Annotated in this window: 14 protein-coding genes; 2 read left to right on the top strand and 12 right to left on the bottom strand. The window is 49.2% G+C overall.

Annotation, left to right across the window (positions count from 1 at the left end):
* Window position 1: 1 nt before the first annotated feature.
* The 8 genes from DESLBE_RS04770 to DESLBE_RS04810 form a co-directional block, all read right to left on the bottom strand.
* Window positions 2-202, bottom strand: coding sequence for a hypothetical protein (locus DESLBE_RS04770; protein ID WP_011459626.1), 201 nt, complete (start codon window positions 200-202; stop codon window positions 2-4).
* A gap of 139 nt (window positions 203-341) precedes the next feature.
* On the bottom strand, window positions 342-833 hold the full coding sequence (gene coaD, locus DESLBE_RS04775) for a pantetheine-phosphate adenylyltransferase (protein WP_144675368.1): 492 nt from the start codon (window positions 831-833) through the stop codon (window positions 342-344).
* A gap of 26 nt (window positions 834-859) precedes the next feature.
* The gene (locus tag DESLBE_RS04780) at window positions 860-4,432 is read right to left on the bottom strand and encodes a DNA polymerase III subunit alpha (protein WP_144675370.1); all 3,573 of its coding nucleotides are present in this window, start codon (window positions 4,430-4,432) and stop codon (window positions 860-862) included.
* 151 nt (window positions 4,433-4,583) lie between these two features.
* Window positions 4,584-5,897: a DRTGG domain-containing protein gene (locus tag DESLBE_RS04785; protein ID WP_005814651.1), complete on the bottom strand. Its 1,314-nt coding sequence runs from the start codon at window positions 5,895-5,897 to the stop codon at window positions 4,584-4,586.
* Window positions 5,898-6,033: 136 nt separating this feature from the next.
* Window positions 6,034-6,240: a small, acid-soluble spore protein, alpha/beta type gene (locus DESLBE_RS04790; RefSeq protein ID WP_144675372.1), complete on the bottom strand. Its 207-nt coding sequence runs from the start codon at window positions 6,238-6,240 to the stop codon at window positions 6,034-6,036.
* Between the two features lie 335 nt (window positions 6,241-6,575).
* Window positions 6,576-7,277: a metal-dependent hydrolase gene (locus DESLBE_RS04800; RefSeq protein WP_015944010.1), complete on the bottom strand. Its 702-nt coding sequence runs from the start codon at window positions 7,275-7,277 to the stop codon at window positions 6,576-6,578.
* 42 nt (window positions 7,278-7,319) lie between these two features.
* Window positions 7,320-8,366, bottom strand: coding sequence for an MraY family glycosyltransferase (locus DESLBE_RS04805; RefSeq protein ID WP_144675374.1), 1,047 nt, complete (start codon window positions 8,364-8,366; stop codon window positions 7,320-7,322).
* Between the two features lie 56 nt (window positions 8,367-8,422).
* Complete coding sequence (locus DESLBE_RS04810; protein WP_015944009.1) at window positions 8,423-8,890, bottom strand: tRNA (cytidine(34)-2'-O)-methyltransferase; 468 nt, start codon at window positions 8,888-8,890, stop codon at window positions 8,423-8,425.
* 278 nt (window positions 8,891-9,168) lie between these two features.
* Here DESLBE_RS04810 and DESLBE_RS04815 point away from each other — a divergent pair, with 278 nt between their 5' ends.
* Both DESLBE_RS04815 and DESLBE_RS04820 read left to right on the top strand, forming a co-directional pair.
* The gene (locus DESLBE_RS04815; RefSeq protein ID WP_144675376.1) at window positions 9,169-9,666 is read left to right on the top strand and encodes an Lrp/AsnC family transcriptional regulator; all 498 of its coding nucleotides are present in this window, start codon (window positions 9,169-9,171) and stop codon (window positions 9,664-9,666) included.
* Window positions 9,663-10,826 carry an aminotransferase class I/II-fold pyridoxal phosphate-dependent enzyme gene (locus tag DESLBE_RS04820; RefSeq protein ID WP_144675379.1) on the top strand — a complete coding sequence of 388 codons (1,164 nt, stop codon included), beginning with the start codon at window positions 9,663-9,665 and terminating at the stop codon, window positions 10,824-10,826. Before DESLBE_RS04815 ends, DESLBE_RS04820 begins: the two co-directional genes overlap by 4 nt.
* A gap of 142 nt (window positions 10,827-10,968) precedes the next feature.
* Here DESLBE_RS04820 and DESLBE_RS04825 read toward each other — a convergent pair whose 3' ends face one another.
* The 4 genes from DESLBE_RS04825 to DESLBE_RS04840 all read right to left on the bottom strand — a co-directional run bounded on the left by DESLBE_RS04825 (window position 10,969) and on the right by DESLBE_RS04840 (window position 15,300).
* The gene (locus DESLBE_RS04825; protein WP_144675381.1) at window positions 10,969-12,183 is read right to left on the bottom strand and encodes a hypothetical protein; all 1,215 of its coding nucleotides are present in this window, start codon (window positions 12,181-12,183) and stop codon (window positions 10,969-10,971) included.
* Complete coding sequence (locus DESLBE_RS04830; RefSeq protein ID WP_144675383.1) at window positions 12,164-13,057, bottom strand: ABC transporter ATP-binding protein; 894 nt, start codon at window positions 13,055-13,057, stop codon at window positions 12,164-12,166. The genes DESLBE_RS04825 and DESLBE_RS04830 overlap by 20 nt, the downstream gene beginning before the upstream one ends.
* 153 nt (window positions 13,058-13,210) lie before the next feature.
* On the bottom strand, window positions 13,211-13,903 hold the full coding sequence (locus tag DESLBE_RS04835) for a response regulator transcription factor (RefSeq protein WP_144675386.1): 693 nt from the start codon (window positions 13,901-13,903) through the stop codon (window positions 13,211-13,213).
* Entirely contained in the window at window positions 13,900-15,300 is a 1,401-nt protein-coding gene (locus DESLBE_RS04840) for a HAMP domain-containing sensor histidine kinase (protein ID WP_144675387.1), read from the bottom strand. The genes DESLBE_RS04835 and DESLBE_RS04840 overlap by 4 nt, the downstream gene beginning before the upstream one ends.
* Window positions 15,301-15,562: the final 262 nt, after the last annotated feature.

A 15,562-nucleotide genomic window follows, 5' to 3' on the forward strand; every position in this document is an offset into this window, starting at 1 on the left:
CCTAGCTCCCCATATAGCTAGTAATAATTTCATGAGCTTCTTCCGCCTCTGACTCAGGGACCAGGATCTCCACCGATGCGTGATCCCCCAGATGAGCTGAGCCAATGGGTCGAAGCTGAACCAGCATTCCTTCTTCAGAAAGGGCTTTTTTATACTTCTCGGCAATTGCTTTATTGGGCGCAATATAAATAACGGTCCACATGGCAAATCCTCCTTGTTCAAAAAGAGAAACATACCCTTTATTCTGTAGATTAAGCACCATAGGTACTAATTTAAAGACCAGATAATATTTTTCATAATAACACAGGGAAAAGCATCTTGCAAGAAAGCCTGTCCGTGCTCTAGTCATCAATCTCCGGGTGATATTTCTTGTAAATAGCTCTTTCCACATGGGGCGGGACGAATTCACTGATGTTGCCCTTTAAGCTGGCTGCCCATTTGATCGAGCTGGAACTGATAAACGAGAATTCGCTCTGAGTCATTAAAAAAATTGTTTCAATATCCGCAGCCAGCTTTTTGTTCATCAGGGCTAATTGGAATTCATATTCAAAATCCTGCATAGCTCTTAGGCCCCGGATGATGGCATTGGCTCCGCATTGTCTGGCAAACTCCACAGTCAGCCCCTCGAAGCCTCTGATTTTGACCTGGGACAGCTCCTCGGCAGCCATCTCCAGGAGCTGAATACGTTCTTCCAGGGAAAAAAGGGTGGTTTTATTGCTGTCTACAGCTACGGCAACGATCACTTCATCGAAAAATTCCGTCGCCCTTTTCAGTATATCCAAATGCCCATTGGTCACGGGATCGAAGGTTCCGGGATAAATTGCTATTCGCACTTGTCCTGCTCCTTTTCGCATCGTTTTTACATGGCATTGACCTTCCATACCACATTGCTTTCCCCTAGTATGTTTGACAAGGCCTGAACCAATTCCTCCAAATCATTCACCCAAAGTTCCCGGTTTCCTTGAATCAGTTTTTTATCCTGCTCAAAATAGAAGAGCACCGGATGGGTTCCCGAATAATGACGCAGGATCGGCAGGGCCTCTTCGAGAAGAGGCGTCCCTTCGTAAGGAAATCTTAAGTAAAGCTTCCGGGCAGGTACTGCACCGGGCTTCGCGGAAGGTACTGCACTAAGCTTCGGGGAAGACTGAGTTGAGGGCTGAGTTGGCGGCTGGGTTCGAGTCTGAGCTTTCTCCCGGGTCTGAGTTTTCTCGTAGTCCTTGTACCCTATCGGTTTAGTTCGCTCTGCCCCATTCTCCAGATCCGTGATACGCTCCGCAAAAATCTTGCGTTCATCATCCCGGATGTTGTATCTTCCTTCCACCACCACGACCTGATCCTCCGTCAAACGGGCACTTTGGGCAAAAATCCGCGGGAACACCAAAACATCTATGGTTCCGGTTAAATCCTCCAGCACAAAGCTGGCCATCATTTCCCCCCGTTTGGTCACAGTGGTGCGGTATCCGGTGACGATTCCACCCAGGATGACCTTCTTTTCCTCATCTCCTTCGAGACAGGTCAGAATATCCTCAGAGACAGCATTCTTTAGCTTGGGAAGAACACTTTCCAGAGGGTGGCCGCTGAGATAAAGACCCAAATATTCCTTTTCCATCGTCAGGAGTTCTCGAGGAGAATATTCTTCGACATCAGGGAGTTCAATCCCTTCATCCAGGTCGTCCCCAAAATCGAACAGGGAAATTTGTCCGCTCTCTTTATCCCTTTGGCGCTGCTGGGCTATCTCCAGGATAGAATCCAAGGCTAAGAGTCCTTGGGCCCTTTTGCACAGCAAGCTGAAAGCTCCGGCTTTGAGGAGGCTTTCCAGGACCCGCTTATTGAGGACCTTGGCATCCACACGAATGCAGAAATCATAGAGGGAGTCAAAAAGGCCTTCCTGACGGGCCTCAATGATCTTCTCCACCACATTGACTCCCACATTGCGGATAGCCCCTAAGCCAAAGCGAATGCCCCGGCCTTCAATGCTGAAGCCCACCTGACTGTACTGAACATCCGGAGGGAGAATTTCAATCCCGCTTTGCCGGGCTTCATGAATATAAAAGGACACCTTATCCGCCGAGCTCATCACGGTACTGATTAAAGCCGCATTAAACTCCAGCGGATAGTTGGCTTTAAGGTAAGCTGTCTGATAAGAAATCACGGCATAGGCTGTGGCATGCCCCTTATTAAAGCCATATTCGGCAAACTTGGCCATCAAGTCAAAGATTTCCGCAGCCTCCTTTTCCGTAAGGCCGAGTTTTAAGGCACCGGGAATAATCTCCTCTCCGCTGGGGCTCTGCAAACCATAGATAAAGCTTTGCCGCTCTTCTTCCATGATCTCCTTTTTCTTTTTCCCCATAGCCCGCCGCAGCAGATCGGCGCGTCCCAGGGAATAACCTGCTAAATCCCGGGCAATCTGCATGACCTGCTCCTGGTAGACAATCACCCCATAGGTGCTTCTGAGAATGGGCTCCAGCAGGGGATGCAGGTAAGAGACATTTCCCCCATGCTTGCGGCGGATAAACTCTGGAATCTGCTCCATGGGGCCGGGACGGAACAGGGCGACCACCGCGATAATATCTTCAAAACAGGATGGTTTCAATTCTTTAAGTACATTGCGCATGCCCCCGCTTTCCAGTTGGAAAACACCGGTGCTGTTGCCCAGGGAAAGCATGTCAAAGGTGGCCTTGTCATCCAGGGGCAGGCTTTGCAGATCCAGCACTTCCCCCCGATTCCCCTCAATTTGCTTTAAGGTTTCCTGGATGATGGTCAGGTTGCGCAGCCCCAGGAAGTCCATTTTAAGGAGGCCCACTTCTTCCACCGTCTTCATGGGGAATTGTGTCATGGTGAAGCCTCCGTCGGAAGTCCTTTGCAAGGGGATATAGGTATCCAGGGCATCCTTGGCGATCACCACACCGGCGGCATGGGTGGAAGCATGACGAGGCATTCCTTCGAGAGAGCGGGCGATTTCATAGAGCTTCTTAATCTCCCCGTCCTCTTCCAGGAGCTTCACCAAATCGGGGGATACAGCCAGGGCTTTCTCCAAGGTCATCCCTAAGTCACTGGGGATCGCTTTGGCCACTTTATCCACCCGGGCCAGAGGAATTCCCAGCACTCTGCCCACATCACGAATGGCCGCTTTGGCGCCCATGGTTCCAAAGGTAATGATCTGACAGACCTTATCGGCGCCGTATTTTTCCATAACATAGTTGATCACCCGCTCCCGGCCGTCCGGGTCAAAGTCTATATCAATATCCGGCATGCTGATCCGCTCCGGATTTAAAAACCGCTCAAAAAGCAGATCGTGCTGCATCGGTTCTACAGTGGTAATCCCCATCAGATAAGCTACCATACTGGCGGCGGCAGATCCCCTGCCCGGCCCCACGGCAATACCATTTTGACGGGCATACTGACAAAAGTCCGCCACGATCAGAAAATAGCCGGAGAACCCGGTTTGGGCGATGACTCCTAACTCATAATCCAGCCGCTCTTTTTCTTCGGTCCTTTGGTTGGGGTAAAAAAGCGGAAAAGCTTCATAGCATTTTTTTCTCAGATAGGTATCCAGGGTATAGCCTTCCGGAACCTCAAAGACCGGCAAATAATTGTCCCCGAATTTAAAGTCTACCTGACAGCGCTCCGCGATCCGGGCCGTGTTCTCCAGAATCTCCGGATGCTCGCCAAACAGCAGATTCATCTCCGCTTCCGATTTCAAGAAAAACTCCTCGCTGGAAAAGCTCATGCGGCTGGCATCGGTGAGGTTCTTTCCCGTTTGAATGCAGATGAGCACATCCTGGATAAAGGCATCCTCTTTGTTGACGTAATGGACGTCGTTGGTGGCTACCATGGGAATCCCTGTTCGGCGCTGCACCTCAAACATTCCCGTATTAACCCGCTGCTGCTCCTCCAGGCCATGGTCCTGGACTTCCAAAAAGAAATTCCCTTTGCCGAAGATCTCTTCATACTCCAACGCACTCTCTACCGCTGTCTCCAGCTGATTATTGAGGAGATACTCCGAGACTTCTCCCGCTAAGCAGGCACTTAAGGCAATCAGTCCCCGGCTGTGCTTTCTCAGGATATCCTTGTCCACCCGGGGTTTATAATAAAAGCCCTCGATATGAGCCATGGAGACAAGTTTAATGAGGTTTTTGTACCCTTCTTCATTTTCAGCCAGCAGCACAAGATGGCGGTTGTTGTCATCCCGTCCCGGCACCTTCTCCGTCCGCCGGTGGGGGGCCACATAGACTTCACAGCCAATAATGGGCTTAATGCCGGCCTTTTTGCAGGCTTTATAAAAATCAATAATACCATACATGACACCGTGATCGGTAATGGCCACCGAGGGCATACCCAGCTCGACGGCTTTTTTCACCAGTTTCTCAATCCGGGCCGCCCCATCAAGAAGGCTGTATTCCGTATGGACATGGAGGTGAACAAATCCCATAATCAGACCTCCTTTTTGTACTAGTGTCATGACACGTTCACTTTCAGACAAGTCATTTGGCGAAATGTGAGCGGGTCATTACACTATCCCCATTATGAAAGAAAGACCCTGATAACTCAAGGCCTTTTCCCCTATTTAATTCAACTATTAACTAAGAAACTTTTTTATCGCCCATTCTGGCGGTCATCAGGGCTTTTGCTAAAAGCTGGTTATTGGAATAGACATCAATCTCAATATTGCAATGCTTTTTCGCTACCAGCAGCAATTTGACCGTAATGCGGACTTCCGTCCCTACGGGGATGGGCTGCAATTGATAGAAGGTAAAATTCTCTGTAATCGCATCCAGCCGGTATTGCTTGCGCAGGGCAATGTATCCGGCCATATTCATTAAGGTCACTAAAACTCCGGGACTGGCGGAACCAAATTCATTGATCATAAACCGGGTAATCTCGCCCTCGATAGTCAAGTACTCGGGATCCTCCACATAACGGAAACCGCTTAAAATCAGATTATCCACGGTTTCACCAAACTGAGGCTGCTTCTGGATCTGCTGATAGGCTTCCAAGACGTCCTGCAAGCTGATAATGCCGATCAGCACCCCTTGGTCAACCACTGCGGCGATCTCCCAGCCTTCCCAAAGCATAATGCGGGAAATATGGGTTACGGAGTCTTCCCTGCCCACCACATAAGGGTTGGGATTCATCACTTCCACCACGGAAGTATTCATCTCGGCACCGGCTACATCGATGGCCGTAATCATGCCGACCACGATATTCTCCTCGTCCACAACGGGAAAGCGGCTGTGGGTGGTTTGCTGTGAAAGCTCGTGCCAATCTCCTACGGTGGCACGGGTGGTCAAATAATTCACATCCTTGACCATAATGTCCTCAACTAAAATAAGCTCTTTTTCAATCAAACGATCATAAAGGGCCCGGTTGATCATGGTGGTCACGGCAAAGGTATCATAAGGGGTCTGAATAATAGCCAGATGATTGGCTTTAGCCAGTTGGATGATATCCTCCTGGGGTTCAAATCCTCCCGTAATCAGCAGAGGGGAGCCTTTCTGCAAAGCAAGCAATTGGGCATCGTGACGATTCCCTACGATACACAAAGAATTGTCTTCTAAGTATCTCTCCATGGCGTCCAGTTCCATCGCCGCAATCAAAAACTTGTTGGGCGAGTTATCCAGACTTTCAAAACCGCAGAGCACAATCCCTTCAGCAATTTGCGAGACTTCACGCAAGGTTAAATCTTCAATGCGCCGTTCCTTAGCTCCTTCAATACGGATGGTCCCCACTTTGGGGATGGAACGGACATATCCTTTATTCTCTGCTTCTTTAATGGCCCGGTAAGCGGTTCCTTCGCTGACATCAAGCTCTTTGGCAATAAAGCGGACAGAGACCTTGCTGCCTACGGCAAGGCCTTCAATGAAACTTAAAATTTGTTGATGTTTCGTCTGACTCAATCGTAACGCTCCCTACTTTATCAAGCGATTTTCAGACTCAATTATACCACATCCGGTGGTCTGAAAGGCATATTCCCGGTTTTATTTTGAAAAATATTTTGTCGAATCAGCAACTGTTATATAATTCAAAGCCAAGCTAATCCAGGGAATTCTCGTTCTCCTGCTGGTTTCTGCTTTTGATGCGCTGGGTCATTAATCCCCCGATTTTTCCGGCGTCTTTTGCTGAAAGTGAATGCCAGCCCTTTAAGCGAACCTGATCGATAAGGCCTAATTCTGCGGCAATCTCCATTTTCAACGCTTCCAGCGGATCTGTTCTTTTCAGCTTAATATGTTTTCCTTTCATCAAATCATCCCCCTGCTCATCCCTTGTCCCTCGAAATACGGACAAAGGTGCCTTTTCTCAATGGGTTGTTGTTTTAAGCGACAGCGACCCTCAACGTAGTAGTAGCAGTTAGCGGCACAAGGTCTTCGTGTCATTGTGAATCAACTCCTTATCCAAAACTTGCCAGGCGCATAGTGTTTACCGGCAACAGCGTCTGATGAGCTGCGTTATCTATCCATCGCTTATTTAAAGCATCGATAGGTATAAAGAGAGTTTTTCCGAAACACCCATAAAAAATACCCACCCTAAACGGCAGGTATTAAAACAACAACTCTATCAATTATTAAATGATAAGATTAAATGATCAGAGATTGGCCAGGGGCTAAAATCTCCCCTTTGCTAGCCGGGAACTTTCTCTTTAAAAGTTCGATGAACTCCTGAGGGTCCTGCTGGATAACCGGAAAGGTATTATAATGCATGGGAATCAAATAACTGGGCCTTAAGAGGGTAGCGGCATAGACCGCTTCCTCCTGCCCCATGGTGTAGTTGTCCCCAATGGGCAGCATGGCGGCTGCCAAGGGGTGCCGCCGTCCGATCAGCTCCATATCCCCGAAAAGCCCCGTATCCCCCGCATGATAAATCCACTTGCCATCCATCTGGATCAAAAATCCGCAAGCCATACCGGCATAAGTAAAGGATTCTTCTTCTCCCGGCGGTTCAAAGACCGAGCCGTGCAGGGCTTGGGTCAAACGCACCGTGCCAAAGTTAAAGGTATGCTTGCCGCCGATATGCATGGCATGGGTCTTCGCCCCATACCTGGCACAGAGACGGGCCAGCTCAAAGACACAAATAAGGGGAGCTCCGGTCTTTTGGGAGAGTTCGATGGCATCCCCTAAATGATCGGAATGCCCGTGGGAAACCAGAATCCCGTCCAGGTGAGTGAAATGTTCCGGCCCCACATCGGCTGCCGGGTTCCCCTTCAGGAAAGGATCGATCAGTATTCTGCCCTTTTCCCCAATGATTTCGAAGCAAGCATGACCGTGAAAGCGAATTTCCATTTTTACCACTCCTTAAGTGCAACTCATCAACACTCATTATTCTTATTTGCTGTGCTTCCGGCTCATGACACTGAGCAAGGCGGTACGACGCATTAAAATGATCACCAAGAGAGCAAAATCGGCGCTCAAAAGGGCGGCCGCCCAAACCCAGGAGCCCAGGGCGCCTAATACGGCCGCCATGCCAAAGCATCCGCTCATGGCGTAAAGGAGCAGCACAGCCTGTGGCTGGCTAAAGCCGGCATCCAACAAGCGGTGATGAAGATGTCCCCGATCCGCCGTGGCGATGGAATGGCCCCGCAATTTTCTGCGGATGATGGCAAAGGTCATATCTGTCAAGGGCATACCTAAGACAAGGAGAGGAAACACCAGGCCCAGAACTGTGGCTGTTTTCAGCAACCCCATAATCGAGATTCCGCCGATAATATAGCCCAGAAACATACTCCCGGAATCCCCCATAAACACCCGGGCCGGATGAAAGTTAAAGAATAAAAAGCCTAAGGCCGCACCGGCTAAAGCCAAGGTCAGATGGGCTTCCGTTACTTCATTGATGCGGATGGCCGACCAACAGAGCAGCAGGGCGGCTTCAAAGCAGATCCCTGCGGCAAGACCGTCCAAACCATCGGAAATATTCACTGTATTCACCAGTCCTACAATCCAAAAGACTGCTAAGACTAAGCCAAGCCATCCTAAACCAATGGACGCAAAATCCAATTTCATCCCGATGATGGGAAGAGAAATCTGACTCATGGAAAAACCGAAGAAAAGCAAAAGGGCAGCCGCAATAATCTGCCATACCAATTTCACCATGGGGCGCAGGTCAAATATATCGTCCACCACCCCGACGATAACAATAATCGTACTGCCGAAAAACAATCCCCAAATCTGCCTATCCCATATACCCATAATGATCACGGCAATCCAGAAGGCTGCATAGATAGCAATGCCGCCGATCCGGGGAATAGGGGTCTTATGTACGCGGCGGCCTCCCGGGTAATCGATGGCTCCCCAACATCTCCCCAGTTTCATGGACAAGGGAGTGGCGATAACGGCAATGATTAAGGCAATAACAAAGGTTAAAACAAAGGTCATGTCTTTTCCTCCAGAAGTCAAACAATACTACATCTTAAGTGAAACAGTCCTACATTCTATATGAGTCCCGGGTTTCCCCACTGGCGCAAAGCTTCATAGACCACCACAGCTACAGAATTGGAAAGATTTAAGGAGCGGGCATCGGCACGCATGGGCAGGCGCAGAGTCGTCTCCGGATAGCGTGCCAGAATTTCCGGAGAGAGCCCCTTTGTTTCTTTGCCAAAGAGAATATACCCTCCCTGTTGGTAGTGAATATCTGTATGGAGGCGTTGTGCCTTGGTGGTTGCCAGGTAGCGGGGGCCTTGGGGATTCTTGGCTTCGAATTCAGCATAGTTTTCGTAAATGTGAATATCCAGCATATCCCAATAATCCAAGCCGGCTCGTTTTAAGTGCTTATCGCTTATTTCAAAGCCTAAGGGTTTGACCAAATGCAAGGCGGCTCCCGTAGCGGCGCAGAGCCTTGCCACATTGCCTGTATTGGGGGGAATCTCAGGTTCGACTAATACTATGTTAAGATGTGCCATTAATCTACATATCCTTTCGCAATGCGCAATAAATCATCACTCTATTATACCCTAAATCTTGAAAATGCCCAAGAATGTCTCACTAATTTGTCCAAAAAAGGGTTGGATTCTGCTTAAAGTAGATTAACAATAGAGTTTTTTCGTGATATGATATTTTTCAGAGTCTTCTCCCTTTCTTCATTTCTTAATTCTATAGAGCAATTTGCATTATTCTCTCTTGTTGTATTACAGAACAGTATGATATGATGTTTTAAAACTTAATTGAAAGGAGTTTGTTCATGCTCACACATGATGAACGTAAGCTTCTCGAACTCATTGCCAATGATTTCCGCTTATCCCTTGAAGAGCTTTCGATTCAGACCGGTTTGTCGGAAGAATTTATAGAAGAGCGCCTTAAGCAATGGGAAGAAGAAAAAGTTATTGCTCAATACTGTCCACTGATCAATTGGGAACGGACCGGCGAACCCATCGTAACCGCCTTAATCGATGTTAAGGTTCTTCCTCAGAGAGGTTATGGGTTCGATAAAATAGCCCGCCGTCTGCAGAAATTCCCTGAGATCAAAGCGGTTTACCTGATGTCGGGGGGGTATGACCTTTCCCTTTTAATTGAAGGGAAAACCATGCAGGAAGTGGCCTTATTTGTGGCCGAAAAACTTGCTCCCCTGGAGCATGTCACCGACACAACCACCCATTTTATCCTCAGACGCTATAAGCAAAACGGCGTGGAACTCCTTGGGGAAGACGATAATCCCGAGAGGCTGGTGATTTCACCGTGAATCAGTACCTTTCACCGATCGCGGCCAATTTACCGCCCTCAGGGATTCGCAAATTCTTTGATCTGGTCTCAACGATGAAAAATGTAATCTCTCTCGGGGTCGGAGAACCGGATTTTGTCACCCCATGGACCGTGAGAGAGAGCGGCATCTTTTCCCTTGAGCAAGGACAAACCATGTACACCAGCAACTCGGGACTTATGGAGCTGCGTCAGGCTCTCTCCTGGAATATGGAAAAAAAGCTGGGCCTTGAATACAACCCTCATGATGAAATCCTGATCACCGTAGGTGCCAGCGAAGCCGTTGATCTGGCCATGCGCGCCCTGCTCGGCCCGGGGGATGCCCTCCTGCTTACAGACCCTGCCTATGTCTCCTACGGCCCTTGCGCAACCCTGGCCGGTGCGGAAGTTCATTATGTTCCCACCCGGGAAGAAGAAGATTTCCGGGTGCGGGTAGAGGATCTGGAGCGGGTCTATACCCCCAACGCCAAGGTTCTGGTCCTTTCCTATCCTAATAACCCTACCGGAGCGATCATGACCTGGGAAGACTACCAACCCATTGCCAAGTTCGTCCAGGATCATGATTTGATCGTTTTGGCCGATGAGATCTATTCGGATTTGAGCTACGGCGGCAGCCATACAGCCTTCGCCAGCTTGCCCAATATGAGAAACCGCACGTTGCATATCAGCGGTTTTTCCAAATCCTATGCCATGACCGGCTGGAGAATCGGCTATGTGGCCGGACATCATGACTTTATCCAGGCCATGACCCGGATTCACCAATACACAATGCTCTGTGCTCCCATCACCGCCCAGCTGGCCGCTTTAGAAGCGGTCCGCTCTGCTGAACAGGCTATGCAGGATATGGTGGCCACCTATGACCGCCGCCGCCGACTGATGGTACATGGCTTCCGCAAAATGGGCTTATCCTGTTTCGAGCCTCTGGGTGCCTTCTATACCTTCCCCAGCATCAAAGCTACCGGGTTGACCTCGGAGGAATTTGCCAATGAGCTTCTCCAGGAAGAAAAAGTAGCCGTGGTTCCCGGCACAGCTTTCGGCCCCTCGGGAGAAGGACATATCCGCTGCTCCTATGCTTATTCCACGGAACAGATTCAAGAAGCCTTAACCCGGATGGAACGATTCGTCAGCAAGCGCATCAAATAGAGATTTTAAATCGAAGCCTTTCACTTACTGTATAAAACCCAAATACCTAAAGCAAACTACGCTGGATTGTGCCCATGAACATAATGTTCCTGGTACATTCCAGCGTAGTTTTATTGAGGAGGGCATTTTTTGCCTGGTAAAATCAGACTGCCGAACGTTTTTTCTGTGCCAGGTAGGTCAGCAAAACAGCCAGTGTACCAAGAACCAAGCACACTATCAAGGCCATCGTGCCGTATGATACCGGCGTTTCCCCAATAGTGTAGGTCTTAACACCAGCGAAAATGGTATTGAACATGGCGAGAGCTCCGAAATGGAAATCCACAACCGGCCAGAGAATCGAATAGAGGCTCTTCGGAATGCTGCCCGACATCATCCCTGCCAATAAAACGACAATGCCAATGCCAAAGGCGGCGCTTTGATTTTTCATTTTGCATGAGATGAAGGCGAGAGCCAGTCCAAAAACAACTGTAGAGAAAATGAGCCATGCGATTGACATGATGACCAGTGTGCCCACAGTCAGATCAAAGGGGGCCTGGGCATAAATCTCCAGACAGCGTGCCGACGCTCCCCATCCTGAAAAATCGCCGGAGCCGATCATCATGCCGATCAGGGAAGTGCCGAGGTATCCGGCGGCTAAAATTGCCGAGGTAAGTGCTGCCGCCAATAGTTTTGCCGTCACGATTTCCCTGCGGCCTTTGAGGGAGCAAAGCAGGATACTGTCCATCTCGGTTCTCACCTCCTGTGTAAACAGGGGTGAAATAAAGAAGGTCAAGGCCATCAAGAAAAGAAAGACAACGAACACCCAATCATACATTAAGAAGAAGGCCGGCCATATTCCTGTCTTGGCAAAGACGGGTTCCCCGATTTGCCTTTCCAGTTCCAGACGTTCCTGATAATAGTTGTATTCAGAGCTATCCGTCCTGTTTGCCCCTTCAAGCTCCTTGAGCTTTTCCTGTATGGGGTAAACGCCCAGAATATTATCCGCGGCTTGGGACTCAGGACCGTTCCAATAGATATCCACCTGCTTGCCAAAGTTGACGTACTGGGTTGCGAACTTAAGGGATGGGTTTATTCTCAGCTGGTGTTCCATTTCTTCCCCTTTGCCGTACTCCGCCACCGCAGCTTTCACAATTTCCTGGCACTCCCTCAGTGTTTCCTGATTGAATGGGCCTGTATGTTGCTCGATCATCTCTGCGTAAATAACGGCTGCTTCAGGTTCTTGAGGGGTATTTCTCATTTCGCTCTCGGCAGCCAGTACAAACCCCAGAAATCCATATAAAGCAAACAGGAGCACCAATAAGATCAAGCGCGCTTTGTTAAAGAGGATTTTTTTCATCTCATATTTGAAAAGCTTCACCTGACGCCCTCCCTATACTCTCAAATTCATACAGATAGGCATCCTCAAGGTTTGGCTGTGCCGGCTCTGCATCCTTTGCCGGCTTTTCAGCGCTGACCACCCGCACCTCCATGCGGTCGCCCAGGGGCAATACATTGCTGATAATCCGGCTGTTCTGAAAGTCCACCAGTTCATCCACCGTCATCTTCATAAGCCAGACTTTGCCGTTCATGGCCTCAACAAAGCTCTGATTCGTTCCCATCCTGCCCACCTTGCCCTCTTTAATCATCACGGTTTGCTTGGATATGGAGTCGATATCCGTAACAATATGAGTGGATAACAGCACTGTCCTGTCGCGGGAAAAGATCGAAACAAGGTTGCGGAATTTTATCCTCTCATGGGGATCAAGCCCGGCGGTCGGCTCATCCAGGATCAGAATCTCGGGGTCGTTCAGCAGGGCTTGGGCGATGCCCAAGCGCCGCTTCATGCCACCGGAATAGGTGATAGCTTTTCTGCGGATGTCTTCTGTTAAATGGACTTGATTAACGAGATCTGTAATTTTCTGTTCGGCTTTTTCCCCTGCCAATCCTTTGAGGGCGGCCACATAGCGCAGATAGTCAAGACCTGAAAACTCCGGGTAAAAGCCCAATGACTGCGGCAGGTAGCCGATTTTAGAGCGGTACTCCCGGGCGCAGGATTTTCTGTTTCTGCCATTCATGTAAACCTCGCCGCCGCTTGCCTCCATAACGCCGACTAAAATGCGTATCAATGTGCTTTTACCCGCCCCATTAGGACCCAGCAGACCGTAGACGCCATTTTCCATTTCAAAACTCACGCCCTTCAAGGCCTGCTTTTTACCATAGCTTTTGCTGACATTTTCGATGGTGACTTTCATATTGAATCTCCTTTCCTTGAATTCAGGTTAAGTGTAATCGGTATTCCTAAACTGCTTCATGAAAAGAGCTAAACAATTTCTAAAGAAAACCCGGCTAAAAAGCAAAACCATGGGGGATTGTTTCCCATGGTTTCACAGCAGGTAATGACAGGATTACAGATTCAGACGGTATCCCGCGCCCCATACTGTTTCAATGATTTGGGGATTTTGCGGGTTGTCTTCGATTTTTTCCCGAAGTCTGCCTATGTGAACGGTTACGGTGGCACTGTCCCCCACATAATCAAAGCCCCAGATCTTTTCGAAAAGCTGCTCTTTGGAAAAAACAATATTCGGATTTTCCGCCAGAAACAGCAAAAGCGCAAACTCACGGTTGGGAAATTTTATCTCGGCCTTTCCCTTATAGGCTTTCCAACTTTTCGGAAGTATTGTTAAGTCGCCGATGGAGATTTCTCCGTTCTGTCCGCGGCGGACAGAACCCGTAAGCCGGTCGTAACGGCTCAGGTGTGATTTTACCCTGGCTACCAGCTCGGCGGGGTCAAAAGGTTTAGCGATATAATCGTCCGCGCCCAGCCCAAGCCCCCGTATTTTATCTGCAGATTCCGTCCGGGCTGTGACCATGAGGATGGGAACGTCTATAGTCTCGCTGATTTGCCGGCATATGTCATAGCCATTCTGCCCGGGCAGCATCAGATCAAGCAGGATAAGGTCATAGCCTCGTTCCTGCAAAGCCGCCAAAGCCTGCGTCCCGTCCCCTATGACTTCTGCAGCAAAACCGTTGATTTCCAGATAATCCTTTTCCAGCAAGGCGATTTCGGGGTCGTCTTCGATAATGAGAATTTTGCTCATGACCTTTCCTCCTTTGGGCAGGGCAGAGAAATTTGGATCTGCAGGCCGCCCTGGTTCCTAGCCCCTATCTTCCCGCCGTGGGCCTCCACAATGTATTGGCAGATATACAAGCCAAGCCCGCTCCCATCACCGCTTGCAACACGGCGGGATTCGTCACCGCGCCAAAAACGCTTAAACAGATGGGGCAGATGCTCATCAGGGACGCCGCCGCCGTTATCCGCAAACAGCAAGTGCTCCATGCCGTTTTCCCGCCAGACGGCTATGCGTATTTCCGGCGCTTCAGCTTTGTTGTACTTCGTAACGTTTTCGGTCAAATTCATCAGCACACGGCGCATTTGTTCCGCGTCGATCGAAACGGGGTGCGGAACAGAAGTAACCTCGGCGGTAATTTTGATGTTCCGAGCAGCCAGTTCATCACGAACACTTTCGGCAAACTGGCACCCAAACGTCCCCAAATCGTTGTTCTCCGGCATGATGGGCACGTGTCCCGTTTCAAGATTGGAAAAATAGAATAGCTTTTGCAGGAGCACCTCCATGTCACAGGCTTTTTTATAGGCGATGGAGAGATAGTGTTCCCTTTTCTCCGGCGTGTTCGCTACGCCGTCGCGGAGGCCTTTGATGTAACCCTTGACGGAAGTCAGCGGGGTGCGGAGATCGTGAGAAATTCCGGCAATCAGGTCGATGCGGGCTGCTTCATAGGCGGCGGTTTTCTTCCGCTCCTCCAAAAGGGATTCCTGCATATGGTTGAATGCTGCGGCGACCTCCGCAAATTCGTCCTTGCCTTTATGGGCAACCGGCTCCGACAAATCCCCCTTTTCAATGCGTTGAGCGCCGTTGGACAGCGCTTTTAACGGGCGAAGTACGCGCCAGGCCATTTGCCGGGTGAAGAACAGGCTGAGGAGCAAGATAACTACAATGGCCACAAAGCTGACAATCAAGTATGTGGGCAGAAATCCACTAAGCAAGCCGGTGAGCTTTACATCATCTACAGCACCCTTCAAAGCAAAAATCCCATAACCTCCTGCCGGCTTTACGACAAAGGTTACGTCGTTTGTTTTTCCCGTCACGATATTTTCCTGGAGATTCAGCTCTTTAAGACTTGCTATGACTTTGGTCCGGGTATCCGCCAAATCAGAAAAAACCACCTGATTGCCCTTTATAACGAGAAGATGGTATCCGTAGCGATTTAGGTCAGCCCTTAATACACCCCATTCGGCACTGGCGGCATCGAAGTCATTTAATATTTCCTCGGCATTGAAAACGTCCTTATCCAGCATCTCTTTACCATATTCCGGGACGAGGCTGGCAAAGATGATGCTCATAACACCCAGAATAGAGGCAATCGAAATCAACGCAAAGAAGACGCTGGATATGAGGATTCGGTTGATTGTTTTCATGGTCTTGTCCTCTCAGTTTCCTAAGCCTATATAAATAATTATATAAAGCTTACCTAAACACACCCTATAAAAAATCTAAACATTTTATAAATAAAGCCCTTCTATGCCTGATTTTGCTTTTCTGTTCTGGACGTCAAAAGGGCCAGGGCTTTATCTTCAAAAAGCCCCGGCCCCGTATTGTTCTGTATAAAAGCAATAACTGCGCCTACGCGGTTCCTTAGTTTTCATAAGCAGTCAGGTCAAAAAAGATGTCAGCATTTAT

Origin of the sequence: Desulfitobacterium sp. LBE (assembly GCF_007830365.1) — a bacterium.
Lineage (GTDB): Bacteria > Bacillota > Desulfitobacteriia > Desulfitobacteriales > Desulfitobacteriaceae > Desulfitobacterium > Desulfitobacterium hafniense.